This is a genomic window from Listeria farberi, from assembly GCF_014229295.1.
Taxonomy (GTDB): Bacteria; Bacillota; Bacilli; order Lactobacillales; family Listeriaceae; genus Listeria; species Listeria farberi.
The window spans coordinates 236,402-256,420 of the sequence record NZ_JAARZL010000001.1; the positions used below are offsets into that span (position 1 = coordinate 236,402).

General features: G+C 34.2%; 15 protein-coding genes and 1 pseudogene. 11 read left to right on the forward strand and 5 right to left on the reverse strand.

Annotated features, from left to right (window positions below):
- Nucleotides 1-81 precede the first annotated feature (81 nt).
- The 6 genes and pseudogenes from HCB38_RS01170 to HCB38_RS01195 all read left to right on the forward strand — a co-directional run bounded on the left by HCB38_RS01170 (nt 82) and on the right by HCB38_RS01195 (nt 10,497).
- Complete coding sequence (locus HCB38_RS01170) at nt 82-258, forward strand: hypothetical protein (RefSeq protein ID WP_003741506.1); 177 nt, start codon at nt 82-84, stop codon at nt 256-258.
- Between the two features lie 227 nt (nt 259-485).
- Nucleotides 486-1,073: a hypothetical protein gene (locus HCB38_RS01175; RefSeq protein WP_003734625.1), complete on the forward strand. Its 588-nt coding sequence runs from the start codon at nt 486-488 to the stop codon at nt 1,071-1,073.
- A 24-nt stretch (nt 1,074-1,097) separates the two neighbouring features.
- Nucleotides 1,098-1,824, forward strand: a pseudogene (locus HCB38_RS01180) (HEAT repeat domain-containing protein).
- A gap of 206 nt (nt 1,825-2,030) precedes the next feature.
- The gene (locus HCB38_RS01185) at nt 2,031-2,360 is read left to right on the forward strand and encodes a hypothetical protein (RefSeq protein ID WP_185317976.1); all 330 of its coding nucleotides are present in this window, start codon (nt 2,031-2,033) and stop codon (nt 2,358-2,360) included.
- Between the two features lie 294 nt (nt 2,361-2,654).
- Nucleotides 2,655-4,148 (forward strand): MucBP domain-containing protein, encoded by a 1,494-nt coding sequence (locus HCB38_RS01190; RefSeq protein WP_185637289.1) that lies wholly within the window; start codon nt 2,655-2,657, stop codon nt 4,146-4,148.
- Between the two features lie 271 nt (nt 4,149-4,419).
- Complete coding sequence (locus HCB38_RS01195; protein ID WP_185637291.1) at nt 4,420-10,497, forward strand: LapB repeat-containing protein; 6,078 nt, start codon at nt 4,420-4,422, stop codon at nt 10,495-10,497.
- A 247-nt stretch (nt 10,498-10,744) separates the two neighbouring features.
- Here the strand turns inward: HCB38_RS01195 and HCB38_RS01200 are convergent, their stop codons facing one another.
- Nucleotides 10,745-11,212: an Rrf2 family transcriptional regulator gene (locus HCB38_RS01200; protein WP_512699356.1), complete on the reverse strand. Its 468-nt coding sequence runs from the start codon at nt 11,210-11,212 to the stop codon at nt 10,745-10,747.
- 115 nt (nt 11,213-11,327) lie between these two features.
- Here HCB38_RS01200 and HCB38_RS01205 point away from each other — a divergent pair, with 115 nt between their 5' ends.
- Nucleotides 11,328-12,173 (forward strand): SDR family oxidoreductase, encoded by an 846-nt coding sequence (locus HCB38_RS01205; protein WP_185637295.1) that lies wholly within the window; start codon nt 11,328-11,330, stop codon nt 12,171-12,173.
- A gap of 37 nt (nt 12,174-12,210) precedes the next feature.
- Here HCB38_RS01205 and HCB38_RS01210 read toward each other — a convergent pair whose 3' ends face one another.
- Nucleotides 12,211-13,479, reverse strand: a complete 1,269-nt coding sequence (locus tag HCB38_RS01210; protein ID WP_185637297.1) for a condensation domain-containing protein — start codon at nt 13,477-13,479, stop codon at nt 12,211-12,213.
- A 136-nt stretch (nt 13,480-13,615) separates the two neighbouring features.
- Between HCB38_RS01210 and HCB38_RS01215 the strand changes: the two genes are divergently transcribed.
- Nucleotides 13,616-14,119: a DUF2004 domain-containing protein gene (locus HCB38_RS01215; protein ID WP_185608068.1), complete on the forward strand. Its 504-nt coding sequence runs from the start codon at nt 13,616-13,618 to the stop codon at nt 14,117-14,119.
- Between the two features lie 42 nt (nt 14,120-14,161).
- Here HCB38_RS01215 and pbp4 read toward each other — a convergent pair whose 3' ends face one another.
- Nucleotides 14,162-16,198, reverse strand: coding sequence for a penicillin-binding protein PBP4(5) (pbp4, locus tag HCB38_RS01220; RefSeq protein ID WP_185317981.1), 2,037 nt, complete (start codon nt 16,196-16,198; stop codon nt 14,162-14,164).
- Nucleotides 16,199-16,368: 170 nt separating this feature from the next.
- Here pbp4 and HCB38_RS01225 point away from each other — a divergent pair, with 170 nt between their 5' ends.
- Nucleotides 16,369-16,671, forward strand: a complete 303-nt coding sequence (locus tag HCB38_RS01225) for a hypothetical protein (protein WP_185317982.1) — start codon at nt 16,369-16,371, stop codon at nt 16,669-16,671.
- A 138-nt stretch (nt 16,672-16,809) separates the two neighbouring features.
- Entirely contained in the window at nt 16,810-17,739 is a 930-nt protein-coding gene (locus HCB38_RS01230; RefSeq protein WP_185317983.1) for an LCP family protein, read from the forward strand.
- Between the two features lie 46 nt (nt 17,740-17,785).
- Here the strand turns inward: HCB38_RS01230 and HCB38_RS01235 are convergent, their stop codons facing one another.
- Nucleotides 17,786-18,334 (reverse strand): DUF4240 domain-containing protein, encoded by a 549-nt coding sequence (locus HCB38_RS01235; RefSeq protein WP_185317984.1) that lies wholly within the window; start codon nt 18,332-18,334, stop codon nt 17,786-17,788.
- A gap of 233 nt (nt 18,335-18,567) precedes the next feature.
- On the opposite strand from HCB38_RS01235, the gene HCB38_RS01240 reads away from it, so the two are divergent.
- A complete protein-coding gene (locus HCB38_RS01240) occupies nt 18,568-19,293 on the forward strand; it encodes a DUF2238 domain-containing protein (protein ID WP_003721237.1) in 726 nt (241 codons plus the stop codon).
- A gap of 40 nt (nt 19,294-19,333) precedes the next feature.
- On the opposite strand, the gene HCB38_RS01245 is transcribed toward HCB38_RS01240, so the two are convergent.
- Nucleotides 19,334-19,999, reverse strand: a complete 666-nt coding sequence (locus HCB38_RS01245) for a YoaK family protein (protein WP_185637299.1) — start codon at nt 19,997-19,999, stop codon at nt 19,334-19,336.
- Nucleotides 20,000-20,019: the final 20 nt, after the last annotated feature.

The following is a 20,019-nucleotide window of genomic DNA, read 5'->3' on the forward strand; positions in this document are numbered from 1 at the left end:
TTAAATTAAACAGATAGATTGTTTGCTTAATCTCCAAAAACTTAAATTCTTCTAGAAAAGTAACAAAAGGAGGTACTTTATATGTTGACGATTTTAAAAACTATCATTTCGCTTGAATTTTTAGCTATAACTACCTTATGTTTTATATTTTTCGATAAATATAGAGGGAAGAAAAACAAATTAATAAGGTTTATGCCGTACTTATTTACTGTAGTAGGTGGTATTATCTTATCTACGTTTGTTTTCTTTACAGTGTGAATGAGGGGGAGCGGGCATGCTAGAATTTTTATCAAGTGTGATAGCGGTTTTTACAATAACATTGCTAATCGTCATTGCTTTTTTATATTTTAAACTATATGAAAATAAAAAGACTTTGTACACGTTATGCTCACTATATTTTTTATGTTTACTAATTTTTGTGTTTACATTAATAAAAGATTTTTTGTATATTCCATAACAATTACTCATAGAAACGAGAGAATCTTATGATAAACCTAGAATGGAAAGAACTAGACCAACTGGAGATAGAAGAAAAGGTTCAAGAGGTATTAGATTATAGCTATAATACCTGGATGTCTGATAAGAAGAATATTCGTTATTTTGTACGGGCGTTTTATATTAAATGGGATATGATAGCCTATATGTATGGAATGGAAGAAAATGAGACGGAAGATGATAAGTTAAAAAGTATGTTTGATTTTGGCATTAGCGAGCTGAGAAATATTACAGAGGTCGACTGGATAATGGGTTATTGCATGCTAATTAACCCAATCTTTTTTGAAGAAAATGATAATTATTTGGAACTTGAGGAGAAAGGGCAGGAAATGCTTCGTAATGTAGCAATAAATAACCCGGATGACGTCTTTTTGACTTCTTTTGGTATACCGGAAAAAGATTATTTGAAATGGAAAAGAGCGAACAGAGAGCAACTTATTCAGTATGGGGAAGATAATTTTAACTTTGACTCGGAGTTTTCGAGATATTTTAAACATATTATAAATTGCAGGGCGGATGAAGAGGTGGAAAAAGAAAGCTTTCTGAAGAAGATTGTGCGCAAGTGGAAGCAACGATGAGATTCCATTTGGAGGTGGGAGTATATGCTAAAAAAAACGAAAAAAATTCTCAATGAAATTAAAACTATTATCCAGCAAAAACCTTTTGATTATGAGAAGGCAGAAAATTTGATAAGTGAGTTAAATCTTGAAGAGGCCCCCACTAGAATTGGAGAACATCTTACTAGCTAGCATAAATAATAGCGATGAGAATACTCGAATATTTGCCTATGAGTATTTATATTATTTTGATAGCGAAGCAGTTTTTCAAGCAGCCCTCATAGGGACAACAGACGACGATGATTTAGTTCAAATGTGCTCCATAGAAATTTTAGGGAATTTGGCTAAAGTAGAAAGTCTCCCGTATTTAAAGAAGGCGTTGGGCGATAAAAACCCTAATGTACGTTGTTTTGCTTCTGAATCAATCGGTTTTGTAGGAACTGATGAAGCGAAAGCGATACTACAAGAACAGTTAAATAGAGAAACGGATTCTTTTGCAAAAGTAGGTATTTATTATGCGCTCTATTTTCTTGGCCAAGAAGAAATGTTGCCAAAGCTTCTTGCTCTACTAGACGACAATTATCATTTGACGGTGATTAGAAGCTTGGATGTTCTGGGAGATGTTGTTAATCAAACAAATAAAGAAAATATAGTATTAAATATCGAAAAACTTTTAAAGCGAGATATTTCAATTGCAGTCAAGGAAAAAGCAGAAGTGGTGTTAGAAGAAATAAAACGGGACGATAGTTTTCATGCGAAATTTAACGAGTAACAAAGTGGAAATGCGCATAAAAACTTATCAATTTAGAAAAAAGTTTACCAGAATAACTATTCACCCTAATATGAGCAGTCAGAGGCTTAAAAAAGCTGCACATTGATAAAATATGATATTGTAGTATTATTAAAATAAACGATATAAACTATTTACAATAATAAATGGATGAAGAATATTTATATTTTTAGACAAGGGAAATGATTATGGAATATGTGATTGAACTACTAAAAAAAGAACGAGAAGCTTTACTTTCAGCTATTAAAGGTGGAGATAGCGATAAGATAAAATCTAAAGTGGAAGTTGAGCAAGCTGTATATTGGCTCGAAAAAATAAGGGAATTGGGTTTTGACTGTTCAAAAGAAAAATATGAGTTTATTAAATTACCAGATATAAACACTGGTTTTTCAGAGTACCACATCATGAATGATGGAGATTCTGACAATATTGATGATTGGATTGAAATAAAGGATGAGACAGGTTATCCTATTACGTTGATTTTTGATGATGTGCTAATAAGCCGCCGTCCAAAATAATCAGTTTCTAAGTTTTACAAATAAAGAGATACCAAAGCACTTTGACAAAATAAATCAAAGTGTTTTTTCTATTTTAAACTTCAAAGAGTATAAAGTAGAAAACTTTACTTACTGAAATATTTCTATATAAGATTATCTATTGCTTTTTATTGATAAATAGTTTGTAATCTTTGTTTAGCATCATTTAATCCTTTATAATTAAAAGGATAGAAGAACTAATTTCTATTTGAAATCGTGGCATTCTTGAGTACGCTTATTAATAAATATTTAAATGGGAGAGGAATGATAGCTAAAATGAACAAAAAATTCATTTACAGTTTATTCACAGCTACTCTGTTACTTTTAGGTTTTGTGTTTGGAAACATTTCTGTAAACGCTGCCGAAACTAATATAAGTAAAATTACGTATGACTATGTCGATTTTAATACTTTAGATACTACACAAAAAAATAATATTATCAAAGGCAATCCAGATGAAATAAATAAAAATGATTATGAAAATTATCTATTTGTTTATCAAAAAAATGATTCGCCGGTATATGGAAATACTAGCTTTACAAATAGTGCTTCTAATGGACAAAACTTACTAAAAACTGGTGATATAAGTTCTAATATATATTTAATTATTTTAGGATTTATACTTTTAGGTGGAGGAATAGCTCTTCTTACTTTAAAAAAGAAAAAACAAAATAAGTTCCTTTTGTTTCTAATCATATTTACAGGTACAAGTTTACTAGCGGGACCTATTGTTCAAGCAGTGGAAAATAGTCTTTTAAAACCACAAGAAACAATGACGGTAACAAAAGGTACAAAAGAAACAAAAAAACCAGCAACCATTGAAGGATATAGGTATATTGGCTATATCCACACAAGTAAAAATGATAATAAGCCCACCCCAACACCCCCAGTGGAACAAGGCACAGTAATAGTGAATTACCAAGATGAACAAGGGAATTCTATAGCCCCAAGTGAAACATTAAAAGGTGAAGTTGGAAAAACCTACAAAACTGTACAAAAAGAGATTGAAGATTACGATTTTAAAGAAGTACAAGGTAATGCAACAGGTAAATTTACGAATAACTCACAAATAGTAACGTATATTTATGATAAAAAAGCTATTCCAGCTGCTAACTTAACTATTGAATACCTTGATGAAAACGGTAATCAAATTCATGAACCAAAAATAATCAGTGGAAATGTGGGAGATCCCTATGATGCAACAGTAGAAACAGATCAACTGCAAATCGAAGGATATACGCTAGATACAAATAAACTACCATCTAATGCAAAAGGCATATTGTCTAATGAACCGATCCAAGTTAAATATATTTATATCAAAAATGCGCAAGATGTCACACTTACCATTAAATTTATTGACAGACTAACTGGCGGACCGTTTGTTTTAGATGATTTAACGAAGATTCAAGACGGCAAATTAGTACCTCTTTATCCTAATTTAGATCAATACCACATGAAATTAAATTATAATAATCAACTATATAATCAGGGAGAAACAGTTCCAGATATTATTATTCAAGGAAAAGAAGGAGATAAATATTCTTTACCTGAAAGAATGATTTTTAACATAATAGACGATAAAGGCAATCAAGTTCCATATGTTATGGGACCTCCAAATGATGAAGGAGGATCTTGGGGAATTATAAATTGGGAGAATAAAGTAATAGTTCCGGATAATATAGAAGGTACTCTATCCGAGGATAATACAGTCGTCACTTACAATATGGATTTGTATCCTATTACTATAGTACCGCCTACTGAAGATGACTAAGTAAGCCCTTAAAAAAGTATTTATTATTTTTAATAAATCCAATCCTTTTAAAGGATTGGATTTATTTGGCTATAAATAGATTTTTTTAAATTCGTTTTAATTTAGTTTTAACAAGGGATATCAATTTATATAAACTTCATTGTTCACTCATTGTTCACATTTCTACTTTTTTCATAGGTTTTGTATGAAATCACCTCTATTTAATGACAAATTCCATATGTATAATAAATAGGAATGAACCTACAATATGTAGAATGGGAGGAAAAATAAATTGATTAGAAAAATCTTTATAGGGATTTTATCTTTTACTATCTTAATACAAACTGTGATTGTCTCAAACCATAGTATTGTTTATGCAACTACTGATGAGCAGCAACAAGAAGCTATTAAGTTAGAAAAAAAATCAACTAATAATGAAGCTGATAATAATACAATTGTTATAAAAGGTGCTGTGAAAGATAAAGAATATAAATTATCTTTACCAAAATCTTTTAGTTTAGATGAGAAAAAGACAGGAAAAGAAGTTGAATATGACAAAGGAAAAAATGAGCTAACAATTATAGGTACAGGCGAAGAAATAACGTTATATTTACTTCCTTCTCAAACAGGAACATACGAATTAGAACTAAAAGAAGGGGATAAAGTACAAGCAAAGTTAGAGTTAGTTGTTAAAAACGTAGATGAAGAAGTTGCAAAAACAGTCAAAAAATCAAGTAGACAGTTACTTGGTTCATCTATTTCGGATAAATTATTTCTTCAAGCGGATTCAAGTAAAGCTACATTAGCTAATTATACAGAACAAATAACTTTTAACTATTCTATTAATTTTCTAGATGGCTCTTCAACATTGAAAAACGGTAAATTAGTAATAGACTTTAATAACTCTAATCTTGAATTAGTGAATTATCCTAAAGATACAACAGCAAATAGAAATATAAAATCAACATCTTATAGTGCGCTTACAGGTAAATTAACCATTAACTTAGTGGATAATATATCTAGTGGTGCTCCATTTGATATTCCAATAGTTGTACGAGCTGGTTATGGTGCAAAGCCAGGAGTACCAATGAACCTAAAAGCTACACTATCAGGTGAGAACAGTGCTGGTGACACCTACACACCAGAAGAAAAAACAACCACAGTTAATTTAGAAGAAAGTAGCACCAATTTAGATTACAGCCCAATTACAGCAGGTGATAATAGCTGGGAATTTAATATGAAAGAAATCGCATATTCACTTAAGCCAGGTGGATATTCCATCCAATGGCCTGAAATCCAGAAGAAAAGTTTGGAAAATAAAAGTTTCAAAAATTTAAAATTAGAATATCTTAAAGAAAATGGTGGGGATGTTATATCTATTAATACTGCAGATCCTTACGTAATTAGATTCGGAGAGCCTTATTGGTCACAGCTTAGTACAGTTAATGGTAAAGCAAATGTACTTGTTAATGATGATGAGAAGCAAGTAGTCGAATATGGACCAATTAATGCTAATATTTACAAAAAAATACAGGTATCAATGGCAGCGAAAATACCAGCAGATGCGGTTAAAGGAACAGTTTATACTGGTACGGTGAATGTATATGATGAAGATGTTTTAGTAACTTCCATTAAAATTAAGAGCGAAGTGGCTGACTCAGCTACTTCAATAGCTGTCGATAGCAAAGTTTCTAAAACAAGTATATCAGAAGGTGATGTAATAGAATGGGGATTCATGCCTAGAATATCTTCTGCGGCACCAGGTGTAAATGATTTAGAAATTGTGGCACCAATTCCTGAAGGGATTAAAGCATTATCTTTCACTCCTAATAATAACTCAATGGCAAGTATGAAAAAATTAGAGTATTATCAGAATGGTAAATGGATATCAATGGCTCCTCAAACATCTAGTGGTTGGGATTTTTCAAAGATTGACCAGTCAGTTAATCGCATTGAAAAGTTAAAGCTTACATCTAGAGATGGAATTATTAATGATAAAGATATGCCGCCTTATACTTATGGCACAATTCGAATGCAGAATATTGGTGTGAAAGCAGGAGAAACTTTTAAACTCCAACCAGAATCTATCACCTATACAGACTCTGACAACACGAGTAAAACAATTGATACAACTACAAGTAGTTATGAAAAGAACATTCAAGTAGTAGAAAAAACTTCTGATCCAGCGAAAATAAATGGCGAAGTTTTCTTATCTTCAAATGCTGGTATTTATGGCAAAGGATTTGAAAGTACAATTTTCTTTAATGGTGACAAAATTGCACAGTCAGTTCGCTTAGGCTCATTTGGAAGTAAACTAGAAAATCCATATATTTTTGTAGTAGTACCAAAGGGTATAGATGTAGAAACTAAGAGAAATTTCATTCAACAACCTTATAGAAGCACATTAAATTATACGTATGCTCCTTCTAATGGAACGGATACGCTTTACCCTAAATCTAGTGCAGATGTTCAAGGACAAGAAACTTTATCAGATGGTTCCACATTGTATTACTGGGAAGCGCCAGATACTGGTTTAGCAGCAGGCATGGAAAGTTGTGAAATGTTAGCATTAGATTTACTTTTTAAATTAAATAAAACAAACAGTGGCGCTAATAAAGTAGAATTTGGTATGGGATCAATGACTGATTCCAGCTGGAATTTAAATGGCGCTGGTAATTCAGGACTTGAAACAAAAGAATTATCTAGCGAATTACAATCTAAACTTCCAGGAGTAACATCTACTAAATACTTGTCTACATCGAAGGTAGCAGAAGTAGGTGTATCTAATAGCCTTGCAACTAAAATGAAAATTAAAGGAAGTCAAGATAACGACTTTGTTGATGTTAGTACAAGTACAGCTACTACAATTCCTGGTAAAAGAGTAGATTATAATTTAACATTTGAAAATAATGGTACAAGAAGTATGAATAACTTGGAAATTATTGATATACTTCCACACATTGATGATCAGTATGTTTTAGGAACTGGTCCACGTGGATCGAAGTTTTCAGTTATCCCGACTAGTGAAATCGAAGTTCTTGTTAATGGAGAGAAAAGTGATTCAGCAACTTTAGAATATTCAACAAGTAATACACCTGAACGTTTCGATACAAACGGGGAGAATGTAGCAGGCGATCCTTGGCAAATCTCGGCTCCAACAAATATGACTGATGTGAAAAGTTTCCGAATTAAACTACCGAATACAGAATTCAAAGTAGGGGACGAAATCACACTAAATTTTGAAGCAATAGTTCCAACTGATGCTCCAAGAAATGGTGAAATGGCGTATAACTCGATTGCTTACCGGATTGACAAGGAAACAAGCTCTGGTACAAGCAAATTAGCATCAGAACCTCCACGTGGGGGAGTAAAAAGTACAAGTCCATCAACAGATTTAAACATAGCCGGTAATTCTTTTTCCGATCTTAACAAAAATGGTGTACAAGATGAGGATGAACTAGGGTTAAATGCTGTTAAGTTAGATTTATACAAAAAGAATAATAATGAATTTGAGAAAGTGGAAACCGTTTATACTTCCTCGGACTCTTTGGATAAAGAAAAAGGTTTATTTGATTTTAATGGCTTGAGTAATGGAACCTATAAAATAGCTGCTCATCTACCAAATAAAAACGCAGACTTTATTACTACTGGTCCATACAAAATCGTAAAAGATTCAAAAGATGATTCCATTGGTTGGGTAACTGTCAATAACTCTACAGAATTCACCATTGATGATTTGGCTAGCGGAAATCCTAAAAATCTAGTTGGTATCCAAATACCTATTTACATGTCAACACCTATTAAAGGAGCTGTTGTTTTTGTAAATAAAGACGGAGAACCAAAAATCACATCTTACGGTCAAGATTATGAAATAGCTTTATTTGATCAAGATGGAAAAGAAGTACAATCAGCAATTAAAACGAATAGTAAGGGAGAATTTTCTTTTGGCGATGTAGCTATTAAAAATCCGGCTAATTTTAAATTGAAAGTAACTGCGCCAACAGGAACGAATTTTGTCTATTCGGCCAAGAACCCTCTATTTAATATGTCTACCAATGAATATACTTTAAATAGTGTAGTTCCAGGTGTGGGTGGAGTAGCAGAAATTTATATTACTGAAACTAGTAAACCAACTACAAAAATTATACTAGATAGGGAAGTTACTCCAAGTGCGATTACAATTGAATCAAGCGATGAAGCAACAGAAGTAACAAATGAATGGACATTAGAAGATAGTAACGGAACAGTTATTTATTCCGGAACTGGAAATACGATTCGTATTCCAAACGATGAAGGAACGTATATAGCTAAAAACACAGCAACAGATGAAGCTGGAAACACGGCTTCCGCTGAAAAAACGTTTGATATCGATTATACAATTCCAACGTTAACTGTTAATCAAGATTCATCTGCAGAAGTGAATAGTACTGAAGCAAATATTGATTGGATTAAGCCATTAAATGTAGTAGCAACAGATACGCATGATGGAAATATCACGCCAGTAATAGACTATAGTAAAGTTAAATGGGATGTACTTGGAACATATCCAGTTACTGTTACAGCAACGGATGCAAGTGGTAATAAAGCCACTCAAACAGTAGATTTACGCATAGTAGATACTATCGCGCCTACAATTATAGTAACGAATAATCCATTAACTTATTCTATCGAAAATATGCGGAAATTAACTGAACAAGGATTGTATACAGCGGCAGGACTTATCGGTGGAGATAATTATGATTTAGCACCAGGTCAACCAGTCCAACCAAATAAAAAGCCAATGGTATTTACTAGTAACTTTAGTACTATTTTTAGTGATATCACTAGTGTGAAAGCTGGGCAATATCAAGTTCAAGTAAATTTAGCAGATTCTAGTGGAAATCAAGCTATTCCACAAACAATTACTATTAATGTAGTAGATACTGTAGGGCCTGTAATTAAAGCAGATAATGTGTCTTACCACGTCAATACAACAAAAACAGAAGCAGAATTCTTCCAAGATGCTCGTTTAGATGTGACAGATAACAATGATGATACAACTGATTTAATTATTACTTCTAATTTTGCTGAAAAAGTAAACTTGAATAAGCCTGGTAAGTATGAAGTAACCATCACTGCTACAGATACTGCGGGTAACCAAACAACAAAAAAAGTAACGGTTGAAGTAAGTAAGGATAAACCAGTTATTACTGCAGATCCAAAAATAAGTTATCAAGGAAAAACAGAAGTAACCGAAGCTAACTTTTTAAGTGATATCCATGCAGAAGTAACAGATGAATTATCTAGTGATGTTAAAATTACTAGTGATTTTGCAGAAAAAGTAGATTTAAACAAAGCAGGAACATATACAGTTACTTTAAATGCAGAAGATGAATACGGTAATACTGCAGAACCTGTAAAAGTGTCAGTAAGCATCTTTAATAAAATCGCACCAACTTTCAAAAATGCTGATAATAAAACAATCGAAGCAGTAAACGAGTTACCATCATTAGAATCTATATTTAATATTGAAGCAACAGATTATCTTTCAGGTAATAAATTAAAAGTAACTTATACACCAGAACAAACAATTAAAGGCAATGTTCCAGGTGAGTATTCTATTAAAGTAACAACGAAAGATGATTCAGGCAACACAGCTGAAACAACTGTTACTTTAACAATTAAAGATACAACTGGACCAAGCATAGAAATGAGTAAATCAACAAACAAATTAGAAGTACAAAGCAAAGAACCGAATTGGTTAACTTTCTTTGGAGTAAAAGCGACTGATATTGTTGATGGTGATGTTACAAAAAATATTATAGTAGATAGTAGTGAAGTTAATCTTAATAAAGTAGGAACTTATCCTATCTACTTTACTGTTACTGATGCACTTGGAAATAAATCCAGTAAATTAAAAGGCACAGTGCAGATTGTAGATACAAGTAGCCCTATACTGACCATCGACAAAGTAGAAATTAGTTATCCAAAAGGAAAACCAGTTTCTGATAAGCAATTTTTGCAAGATATTGGTGCCAAAGCTACAAATAGTTATGGAACTGTAACAATAACTACTAATCTAAGTGAAATTGTTGATTGGAACACAGCAGGGCAGTATAAAGTAACTGTAACGGCGACAAATTCATCTGGAGGCGTTGATAAGAAAATTATTCTATTAACAGTCAAAAAAGATGATTCATCGTTTATAGTAACACCAGGTAAGAATAATAATAACAAACCAACAAAAGATCCAAAAACAACGAAATCAACAAAAAATATGCCGAAAACAGGAGATACTTTGAATACAGAGCTAATTTTCATGGGTGTTACGTTGCTATTTGTTGGAGGATGGATGTTCTTAAGAAGAAAAACAAAAGTAAAAACAAAGTGATTCATCATAATAGTAAGATTCAGTAACTATTGGAAGAATGTAGTAAGATTCAAAAGTTAGACCTAAAAACCGATCAGATAAATCTGGTCGGTTTTTTATGCGGTCATTCATGATATTGGAATAGCCCACAATCAAATTTTGCTTTGATTCAGTAATGTTTTTTGTATAGTTTCATTTAAAAATACGCCCCCGGAGTTAGATTTTTTGGTCTAACTCTAGGGACGCGCTACAGTGTGTATGTTCGTTTTTACAAATACTTAGTAATAAACTCGCTGTTCTGCGGTCGATCTTTGCTTTCCAGTACAGAAATATCATGGATAATACTATCTAATTTAATTTGATCCATTTCAAGTTCTATTTTTTGTTGGAGTAGTTCATATTTACTTGAAAGTACTTGTTGGATATTGGCTCCGACGATGCAATCTGGGTTTGTTTTTGGATCAACATGAATTAAATTCGTATTGCCTTCTATACTCTTATAAACATCAAGCAGTGAAATATCTTCTGGCGCTCTAGCAAGAATCGGATTCGCTTTACCGGTTTGTGTGGTAATTAAATCAGCTTTTTTTAAATTACTCATAATTCTTCTAATATTAGCAGGATTTGTTTTGACACTACTGGCAATTATTTCGCTCGATAACAAATTCGTATTTTTAAAAATTTCTATATAAGCCAAAATGTGGATAGCATCACTAAATTGGATGGAGTATTTCATTTTATTCAATCCTTTCAATGTTTCTTCTTGACTTATCTTATCATAATGTTTATTATAAAGGTGTAAATTATAAATGTACAGCATAAATAATTAAAATTTTGAAGGAGTGGTTTAAATGACTTATTTAGTAACTGGTGCAACAGGTGGACTTGGTGGTTATGCTTTAACTTATTTAAAAGAATTGGTTCCAATGTCTGATATGTATGCTTTAGTTCGCAGTGAAGAAAAAGGAGCGGATTTGAAAGCAGCGGGATTTAATATTCGAATTGGTGATTACGGTGATGTAGAGTCAATGAAACAAGCATTTGCAGGGATTGATCGTGTGTTGTTTGTCTCTGGTGCTCCAGGCAATCGTCAAGTAGAGCACGAAAATGTAGTAAATGCTGCAAAAGAAGCAGGAGTTTCTTATATTGCTTACACAAGTTTCGCAGACGCAAATAATTCCACTAGTGCTCTAGCGGCGGATCATATTTTTACTGAAAAAGTAATCAAAAAATCCGGAATTGCGCACACTTTCTTGCGTAACAACTGGTACTTCGAAAATGAAATGCCAATGATTGGTGGCGCTTTGAATGGTGGAAAATTTGTATACGCAGCTGGAAACGGTAAAGTGGGCTGGGCATTAAAACGCGAATATGCAGAAGTAGCTGCAAAAGCTGTTGCAGGCGCTGACTTCCCAGAAATCCTTGAACTATCTGGCCCACTAATGGCATACGCAGAACTTACAGAAGCATTAAAAGAAGCTACTGGAAAAGATTTCGAAGTCATTTCTTCTGATGATAAAGGATTTGTAGAAAATTTAGTTTCTGTCGGATTACCACAGCCTGTTGCAGAAATGTTTCTATCTTTCCAACACGATATTAAGAATAATCAATTAGATGTTGTTTCTAATGATTTTGAAAAAGCATTAGGAAAACTATTGACAAACCGCGGGGATGCACTTCGGGAATTGTTGAAATAAAATAAAACAGTCTACCTTGGTCGAGGTAGGCTGTTTCTTATTTAAAAGGAAATTCCGAAATCATCTCCTCCAAAAATTCTTTCTGCCAAGCGTGATCTTGCATAGTACCATGCAAATTAGTACTTAGTGTCAGCTCATTTCGGAAAGTAGTAGCGGCGACTTGGAAAAACGGTGCATATTTTAAAGAGCCGCAAATAAAACAATCCTTTAAAGTGATTCCTTTAAAAACGAGTTTCTTTTCGTCAATAATTCCGATATTCGTAAAACTTGTTTTCGGAATAGAATACATTTTTCCAGAAGCTTTTTTTGCGAAAATGTAGCGCTTTTTCTTGAAAATCAGTTCCAATAAATAATAAATTCGCAGAGGGGCTAAGCTGTTTTTTTGTGAATTGAGCGATTTTTTGACGGCTTGGAGTGTACTTTCGAAAGACGTTAGGTCGTCATCTGCGCTAATTTGGCATGTAATATTGGCGGTTAGATTGGTAATTCCGCTACTGGTTTTACTTGGCAAATACTTGCGGAGATCCACCGGGCAATCAATGGAAAGCTCATGTTCCCCTGTTGTTTGCAGAACGGTGCGCGCCATTGCTGCAAAAAGAACGTCATTCACCGTCGCATCGTGCTCTTTTGCATAGTGGAGGATTTGCGGAAATTTCTCTTTTGGTAGTTTAGTCCAAATAACTTTTGGATTTTTCGGGTCACCTTTTAGTGGAAATGTTGGATTTATGATGGATTGTTGCTTCGTTTTTTCAGTGAAAATCGTTTTTATTTCTTTGCGTGAAAATTGCTCGAAAACTTGTTTTAAACTTCGCGAACCTAAGCTCAAATTCGCATGGTAATCTGGATTTTCTAGCAACTTAGAATAAAGTTCGCTCAGCAAATATAGATATTCCTTAAAACCAGCGCCATCCGCTAACATATGATTCATTATAATAACAAGCTGATCGGCGCTCTCAGTCCGAACAACAGTAAAACAAATTTGTGGACCATTTTCAGTAGATAGTTTTGCAATGAGTGCGCGATTCACTTCGGTTTCTGGCGCCTTTGTTTCAACGAGGAAAAGCAAATCCTCCTCAGAAAAAACACTTTCTTGCCAAAAAGCACCTTTTTTTGTTTCCTTAAAATGGCAAAGAAGTAGCGGAAGTTTTTTAGTAGACTGTATAACTGCTTTTTTTAGAACGTCTATATTTAAATGACTATCAAATGTAAGTACGGTATGCAAATGGTGGTCATTTTTCATTTTTTCTCCAGAAATATAATGTTTAACATCAGAAGGTTCAGCGGGATAACTCGTGATTTTTACCATGGGGTTTCCTTCTTTCTTCGGTTTAAATAGTTGTTACTAGTTTCCCTGAAAGCAGAACTGTGAAACTAGTTGCTATTTCAATTCTGGCTACGTATACTGAACGTATGCTAGATAATATTTTTAGGAGGCACTTAACATGACAAACAGAACATTAACTACCAAGTTGTTAGGAACAGTACCTTATTCGGACGAAAAAGGCACTATGATGGATGCTGTAATCCTTTTAGATGGTAAAGAAGTGACAATCGACTTTAATATTTTCGAGAAACTTACTTCAGAAGATTATTTTAAAAATATCGTTACTTTAACGGATCAAATTCCAGAACTTTACTTAAGAGCAAAGAAAACTATTTTAGCGCAATTTGCAGTGAATGATACGATTATTAATTATTTTGAGTTTCATATAGAAGAATTAACAGAAGACGTTTTAGAAGTCTCAGAATGTGGTGCAATAGAAAATATAACAAATGAAATATTAGTTGATAAATTAGTGCTATCAGGTGCTTGGTTTTCAGAAAATGCTAATAATGAGCTCGATTTAACATTCGATTTCAAATTATTACCAGAAGTTAGCGATGAACTTTTAGTTGTTCGTTTTAATACAAAAGGAGAAATTATTGAATTAGCTCATGAAAGTTAATAAAAAATCGCCATTCCATTTGAGAACGGAATGGCGATTTTTTTATTTATACATACCTTCAATAACTGGTTTTAACTTATCGATTACAAGTCCGCTACCGCCGCGACCTTTGACGTTTTCAATCATTCCTACCATGAGGTAATTTGGATTGTCGGCATCGAAGGCGTAAACAAAGCCATTTTCTAGACCATCTTCGCCTTGTTTTTCTTTTAGTTCGGCTGTACCGGTTTTGGCTGCGATACTATGACCTTGAATTTGTAGGGCGTGCGCTGTGCCGGCTGGGTCAGAAACAGTTTTGACTAAAGCCGCTTTGACTTGGTTAGCAGATGAGGCTTCGGTTGCTTGTGTTTCCTTGCCAGCTTTTTCTTTTGTATCTAGTTTTGGATAAGGCATTTTTCCGTCGTTAGCAATAGCCGAGTAAGCAATCGCTTGTTGAATTGGTGACATCAGTAATTCACCTTGTCCGTAAGACGTATCAGCTAGTAGGATTTCTGAATTCAACCCGTCATTCGAAATTTGTGCTGGTTTCATCGTGAAAGGTAAGTTATATTCCTTATCAAAATCAAATTTTTTCAAGCCAGCAGTTAGTTTATCTTTGCCAATTTCTAAACCTTCTTGGGCGAAATAAATGTTATCAGAATGCACAAGTGCGTCCGTCATATTTACTTTTGGAACATCATGGACACGAGTAACAAAGTATTTGCCCCATGAAGCATCTTTTTGCCATTTTAATCCAGAAATTTCACGGACTTTATCAGGTTTTGTAATTCCAGTATCCAGTCCAATCGTTGCGGTAATCGTTTTAAAAGTAGAGCCAGGTGCGTAACGATTCGCGTATCTTGCTAAGAAAGGTAGGCGTTCATCGTCATTGTATTTTGCGTAATCTTCGGAAGTGATTCCTAGTACCATCTGATTTGCATCATAAGAAGGTGTGCTCACTAATGCTAATAGTTCGCCGTTTGTTGGATTAATCATTGTTACAGCGCCAGTTTCAGAGCCAAGGCTATCAAAAGCTTTCTTCTGAACATCAGCATCAATAGTTAGTTTAATTTCTTCGCCGTCTTTTTTATCGATTTTTTGTAAAGTATCTTCTTGCTTTGTTTGATCATTGATGATTTTAATTGCTCCACCATTTTTACCGCGTAATTGCTTGTCATAGTAACGTTCTAAGCCACTTTTTCCAATGACATCGCCAACGCTGAGTTTTGGATTTTTTTCAATATCTTCAGCACTAACTTCACCGACGTAGCCAATTAAATGCGAGGTTGCTTCATTTAATGGATACGTTCGCATTTCTTTTTGAGCGTAAGTAAGACCTGTTGCTTCTGGAAGTTTATCTTTATTTAAAGTAACTAGTGGCACAAAACTATCTGCTTGTACCCATTTTTGGTCGAGTTGCTTGTTAATATAATCTGTAGAAATATCTAGTTTTTTGCTAATATCAGTAATGTTTTTAACTTTTTCATCGCCTTCACCAAGTTTGGAAGGAACAACACCAGCTTCAGCAAATTGCCCTGTTGTTGCTAGTGGTTTGCCATTTCTGTCAACGATTTGACCACGTTCTGCATCATCTTCTGTCATTCGAACCTTATCTGTTTTCACCATCCCTGGGAAAATTAGTGCCGGTTTCCAGTCGATTTTCCAGTCATCATCTTGCTTGGAAATAGTGGTTTTGTATTTTTGTGTAGCGAGTTTTCCTAGGCTTGTTCGCATTTCTAGTTCATATGTTAAGTTGAATTTATTTTCTTTGTCATCATAGACTGACTTTAAATTTTTGACTTTAATATCTTTCGCACCAATTCCGTCGTAAACGGCTTGATACTTGTCTTCCATTTCTTTCTTTGTAAATTCTACTTTTTTCAAGGATTCACTTGAGACGCTACTCCCCAACTTGTCGTACTTTTCTTTAGCGATATTTGATGTAAAAGTTTCTGCGGCTGCTAAAGCGCTTTTTTCATCTTTATGCTGATTTTGGATGAAAAAATAAATGGCAATACCTGCGAGGACGACAACAGCAACAATACTTCCAATGATAATTGCTTTCTTGTTGTTACCTTTTTTCCCATTTAAATTGGCCATAATACACCCCTTAATTCATGTTTTATTCAACTAATTATACCAAACACTTCAGAAAAAGTTGAAAAAATTAAAGAAAACTTTAGATTTGACTGACATATTTTTTTCTAATTCATGTCATACTTTGTTCTTATTTGCTTGGTAAAGTAGTGGTAACGAAAGGATGATGTTGGATGGAAGAGATGGAACAGCCAGAAAAGAAGGTCATTATTCGTGGGAATGGTATCCACAATAAATGGAAGTGGAGCACGATTATTGTCAGTATTCTTTCTGTCATAATTATTAGTGTTTTAAGTTATCAGCTGTATTCAGTTAGTCAAAATACCCCGGAAAATAGTAATGGAACGATGCAAGGTCCTGGAGGAAGTGGTACCCCAAGTGGAACGCCCCCGTCTGGTGAACCTGGACAGGTGCCTTCAGATGATAGCTCGGACTCTGGAACTAGTGATAGTACTAATAGCGATAGCACTTTATAGAATGCACCCCAAGCCCTCTAAAACATTGTGTTTAGAGGGCTTATTCTAATCTTTAGAAAATCTTATGCAAATATCGCTCTCTTTTTTTGTCATTTTATTGTAATATGGAGGTAAGTTACAATAAATGAGGTGTGAAAAATGGCAAGACATGCACAAAAAAGAAAGGCACGTAAAGGTAGAATTTTTGGTACAATTCTTGTAGCCCTATTAATTTTAGTTGGTGTAGTTGCAGTTATAGGTTATTTTCAATATCAATCGAGCTTAAATGAAGCACAGAATGATAGTAAATTAAAAGAATACAAATTTAATGGAGTTAAAGCAGATGGCGACGCGATTAATGTACTGCTTATTGGTAGTGACTCTCGCGGCGCAGACCAAGGGCGTTCTGACAGCTTGATGATTGCGCATTATAATACGAAAACAAATACGCCAAAATTAGTATCAATCATGCGTGATACGTATGTGGATATTCCAGGTCATGGCAAAAATAAAATCAATGCTGCTTATTCATACGGTGGTCCAGAACTAGTCCGCCAAACGATTAAAGAAAATTTTGGTGTAGATGTGCAGTATTATGTGGTAGCTAATTTCGAAGGTTTCCCTAAGATTGTTGATACGCTTGCACCGGAAGGAATCAAAATCAACGCAGAGAAAGATATGTCGAAAAATATCGATGCAAACATTAAAAAAGGTGAGCAAGTAATGGACGGAAAAACACTTTTACAATATGCTCGTTTCCGTAAAGATGCAGAAGGAGATTTCGGACGAATTCGCCGTCAACAGCAAGTGTTAGAAGCCTTGAAAGAACAAGCCATTGATGTTGGAGATGTTACTAAAATTCCAGATGTCATTGGAAAATTACAAGGTTATTCTTCTACCAATATCCCGACCGGCACATTAATGTCAATTGGCGCAGATTTTCTACTAGGAAAAACAGAAACAATGGAAAAATTCGCTATCCCAGTTGAAGGGAAATGGCATAATGAGCGAATTGATGGTGCAGGAGCAGTTCTACGTTTAGATGACGTAGCCGCAAATGCGAAAGCTTTACAAGATTTTCTGAAATAAAAATAAAAACACGGAAGTCCGCATTACTGGATTTCCGTGTTTTTTATTAGAATTTGTCGTTGTCCCACCATTTTGCAAAAGTGTTTGGGCATACTTTTTTAATAGAATCTTCGTCATCTTCATCCCACTTAAAATCAATGTTAGGCAGTGTTACTTCCTCAAAATTAATTTTACTTGACGCTTCAATTTCAGCATCGTCATAGTCTTTGCCGAATTTGTTCTCAAATACATCCATCACTAAATAAGCTACTTCTTCATTTTCTGGATATTCATCTTCTGTTAATAAATCGAATTCGTCACAAAGCGTATCTGCATTTTCCATCGCAGCCATAAAAACCGCTTTTCCTCTCGTTAGCAACCAATAGCGGAAATAGTCAAATCCGTCATCACTGCAACCTCCTAATACTACATAAGCTACCGCCCAGAGTGACTGATTATAAGACTTTTTATGGTAGTAATTCCACCAATAATTATAACCAAAAAGTTCCTCTTTACTCAATTTTTCTAGTAATTCTTCCAATTTGCTGCCTTTGTCAGAGTTGTCGATAATATTCCAAAATTGTTCTTGTGTTAATAAAGATGATACTTTCTTCAATCGTTTTTCCTCCATTTGAAAGATAGATTTATTATGAGTTTAGTGTAACAAATTAAAAAATACTGGTAAAGCAAAAATAAAATAATATATGTGCAAACAGTAAATATAGATGATTTCAAACAGAAAGTTGCCTCAGAATAATGACGAAGAAGCGACAGACTTATTTTAAACTTCTTTTTTCGCTTCACATAGATTATAATGAATACATATTTTAAAAAGGGGTGAGACGCTTCATGAAGGACAAAACAAAGAAAAGAAAATGGAACTGGGCACAGATTTTAGCTATTTTTGTATTAGTAACGCTCGTAGTTTCGATGGTTTATGCAACGGTTAATTTAATTACAGCACCATCTGGCAATGTTCCAGAAGGACAACAAACAAAGGGCGACTACTCACTTATGCTTATGCAGTGTGTGCTTGGAGTGGTAGTGCTATTCTTACCATCCATCATTAGTAAAAAAATGAAATTCGTCATTCCGAATGCGATGTATATTGTATTTATCGTATTCTTATATTGTGCCATTTATCTTGGCGAAGTACGTAGTTTCTATTATTTAATTCCTAATTGGGATACGATTTTACATACATTCAGTGGAGCAATGCTTGGGGGACTTGGGTTCTCTATTGTGAGCTTACTGAATAATGATGAACGGATTACCCTTTCGATGAGTCCGGTTTTTGTTGCATTATTTGCTTGTAGCTTTGCTGTATTCTTGGGTGTTTTCTGGGAATTTTATGAATTTGCAGCCGATAGCTTTGGAATGAACATGCAAAAAACGATGCTAGAAGATGGAACGATGCTTCAAGGTCATGCAGCAGTTGCTGATACAATGGGCGATCTGTTCGTTGACTTCCTCGGCGCTTTTGTGATATCTATCATCGGTTACTTCTCCATTCGCAAAAATAAAAAATGGATGAAGAACTTCGAATTTAAAAAAGTAGATGAAGAAGTAAAATAAAAAAATGCCAACAAAGTGAGAAATCATTTTGTTGGCATTTTTAGATAATCTTGCTTTCTCTATCAATAAACATCATCATAAAGGCGATAAACTGTAAAAATGCACAAACAAGAATGGCATATTGAGCAAATAGCTGGATAAAGAAATTCCCCACTACGGCACCAATAATAAAACTAAGAATAACCGAAAAATACAAGAAACTATTGTGAAGATATTGTTTTTCCTTGTACTCGAAATAATCACATAAGTTTTGCGTAGCACTTCGCAAATTCCCTATGCACATCGTCGTCGCAACCCCTCTACCATGCATTTTTCGGAAACTTTCTACCTGAATACCACATACAAAAGAGATGAGTGAATTGGCAATCAGATTATGATCAAGTGGAATAAATGCGACCCCAATCAAAATTACTGCTTCTATCAAAACAGAAAGCTGACGCCAGTGAAGACGCCTAATATCGCGCCGATGAATCACTTCAGATAATGCGATTCCGACCGTAAAAGAGACAATCGGCCAAAAATATTGAAAAGCGATAGTCCAGTTCCCCTCTGAAATATTAATTCCAAATAAAAGTATATTCCCAGTCTGCGCATTAGCAAATACCTGGCCTCTTTCAATGTAAGAGTAAGCATCCATAAATCCGCCAGCCAGTGCAAGTAAAAGCCCCAACCTGATTGATTCTGAAATTTGTCTAGATCTTGCCATGATTTTTCATCCTTTTTGTC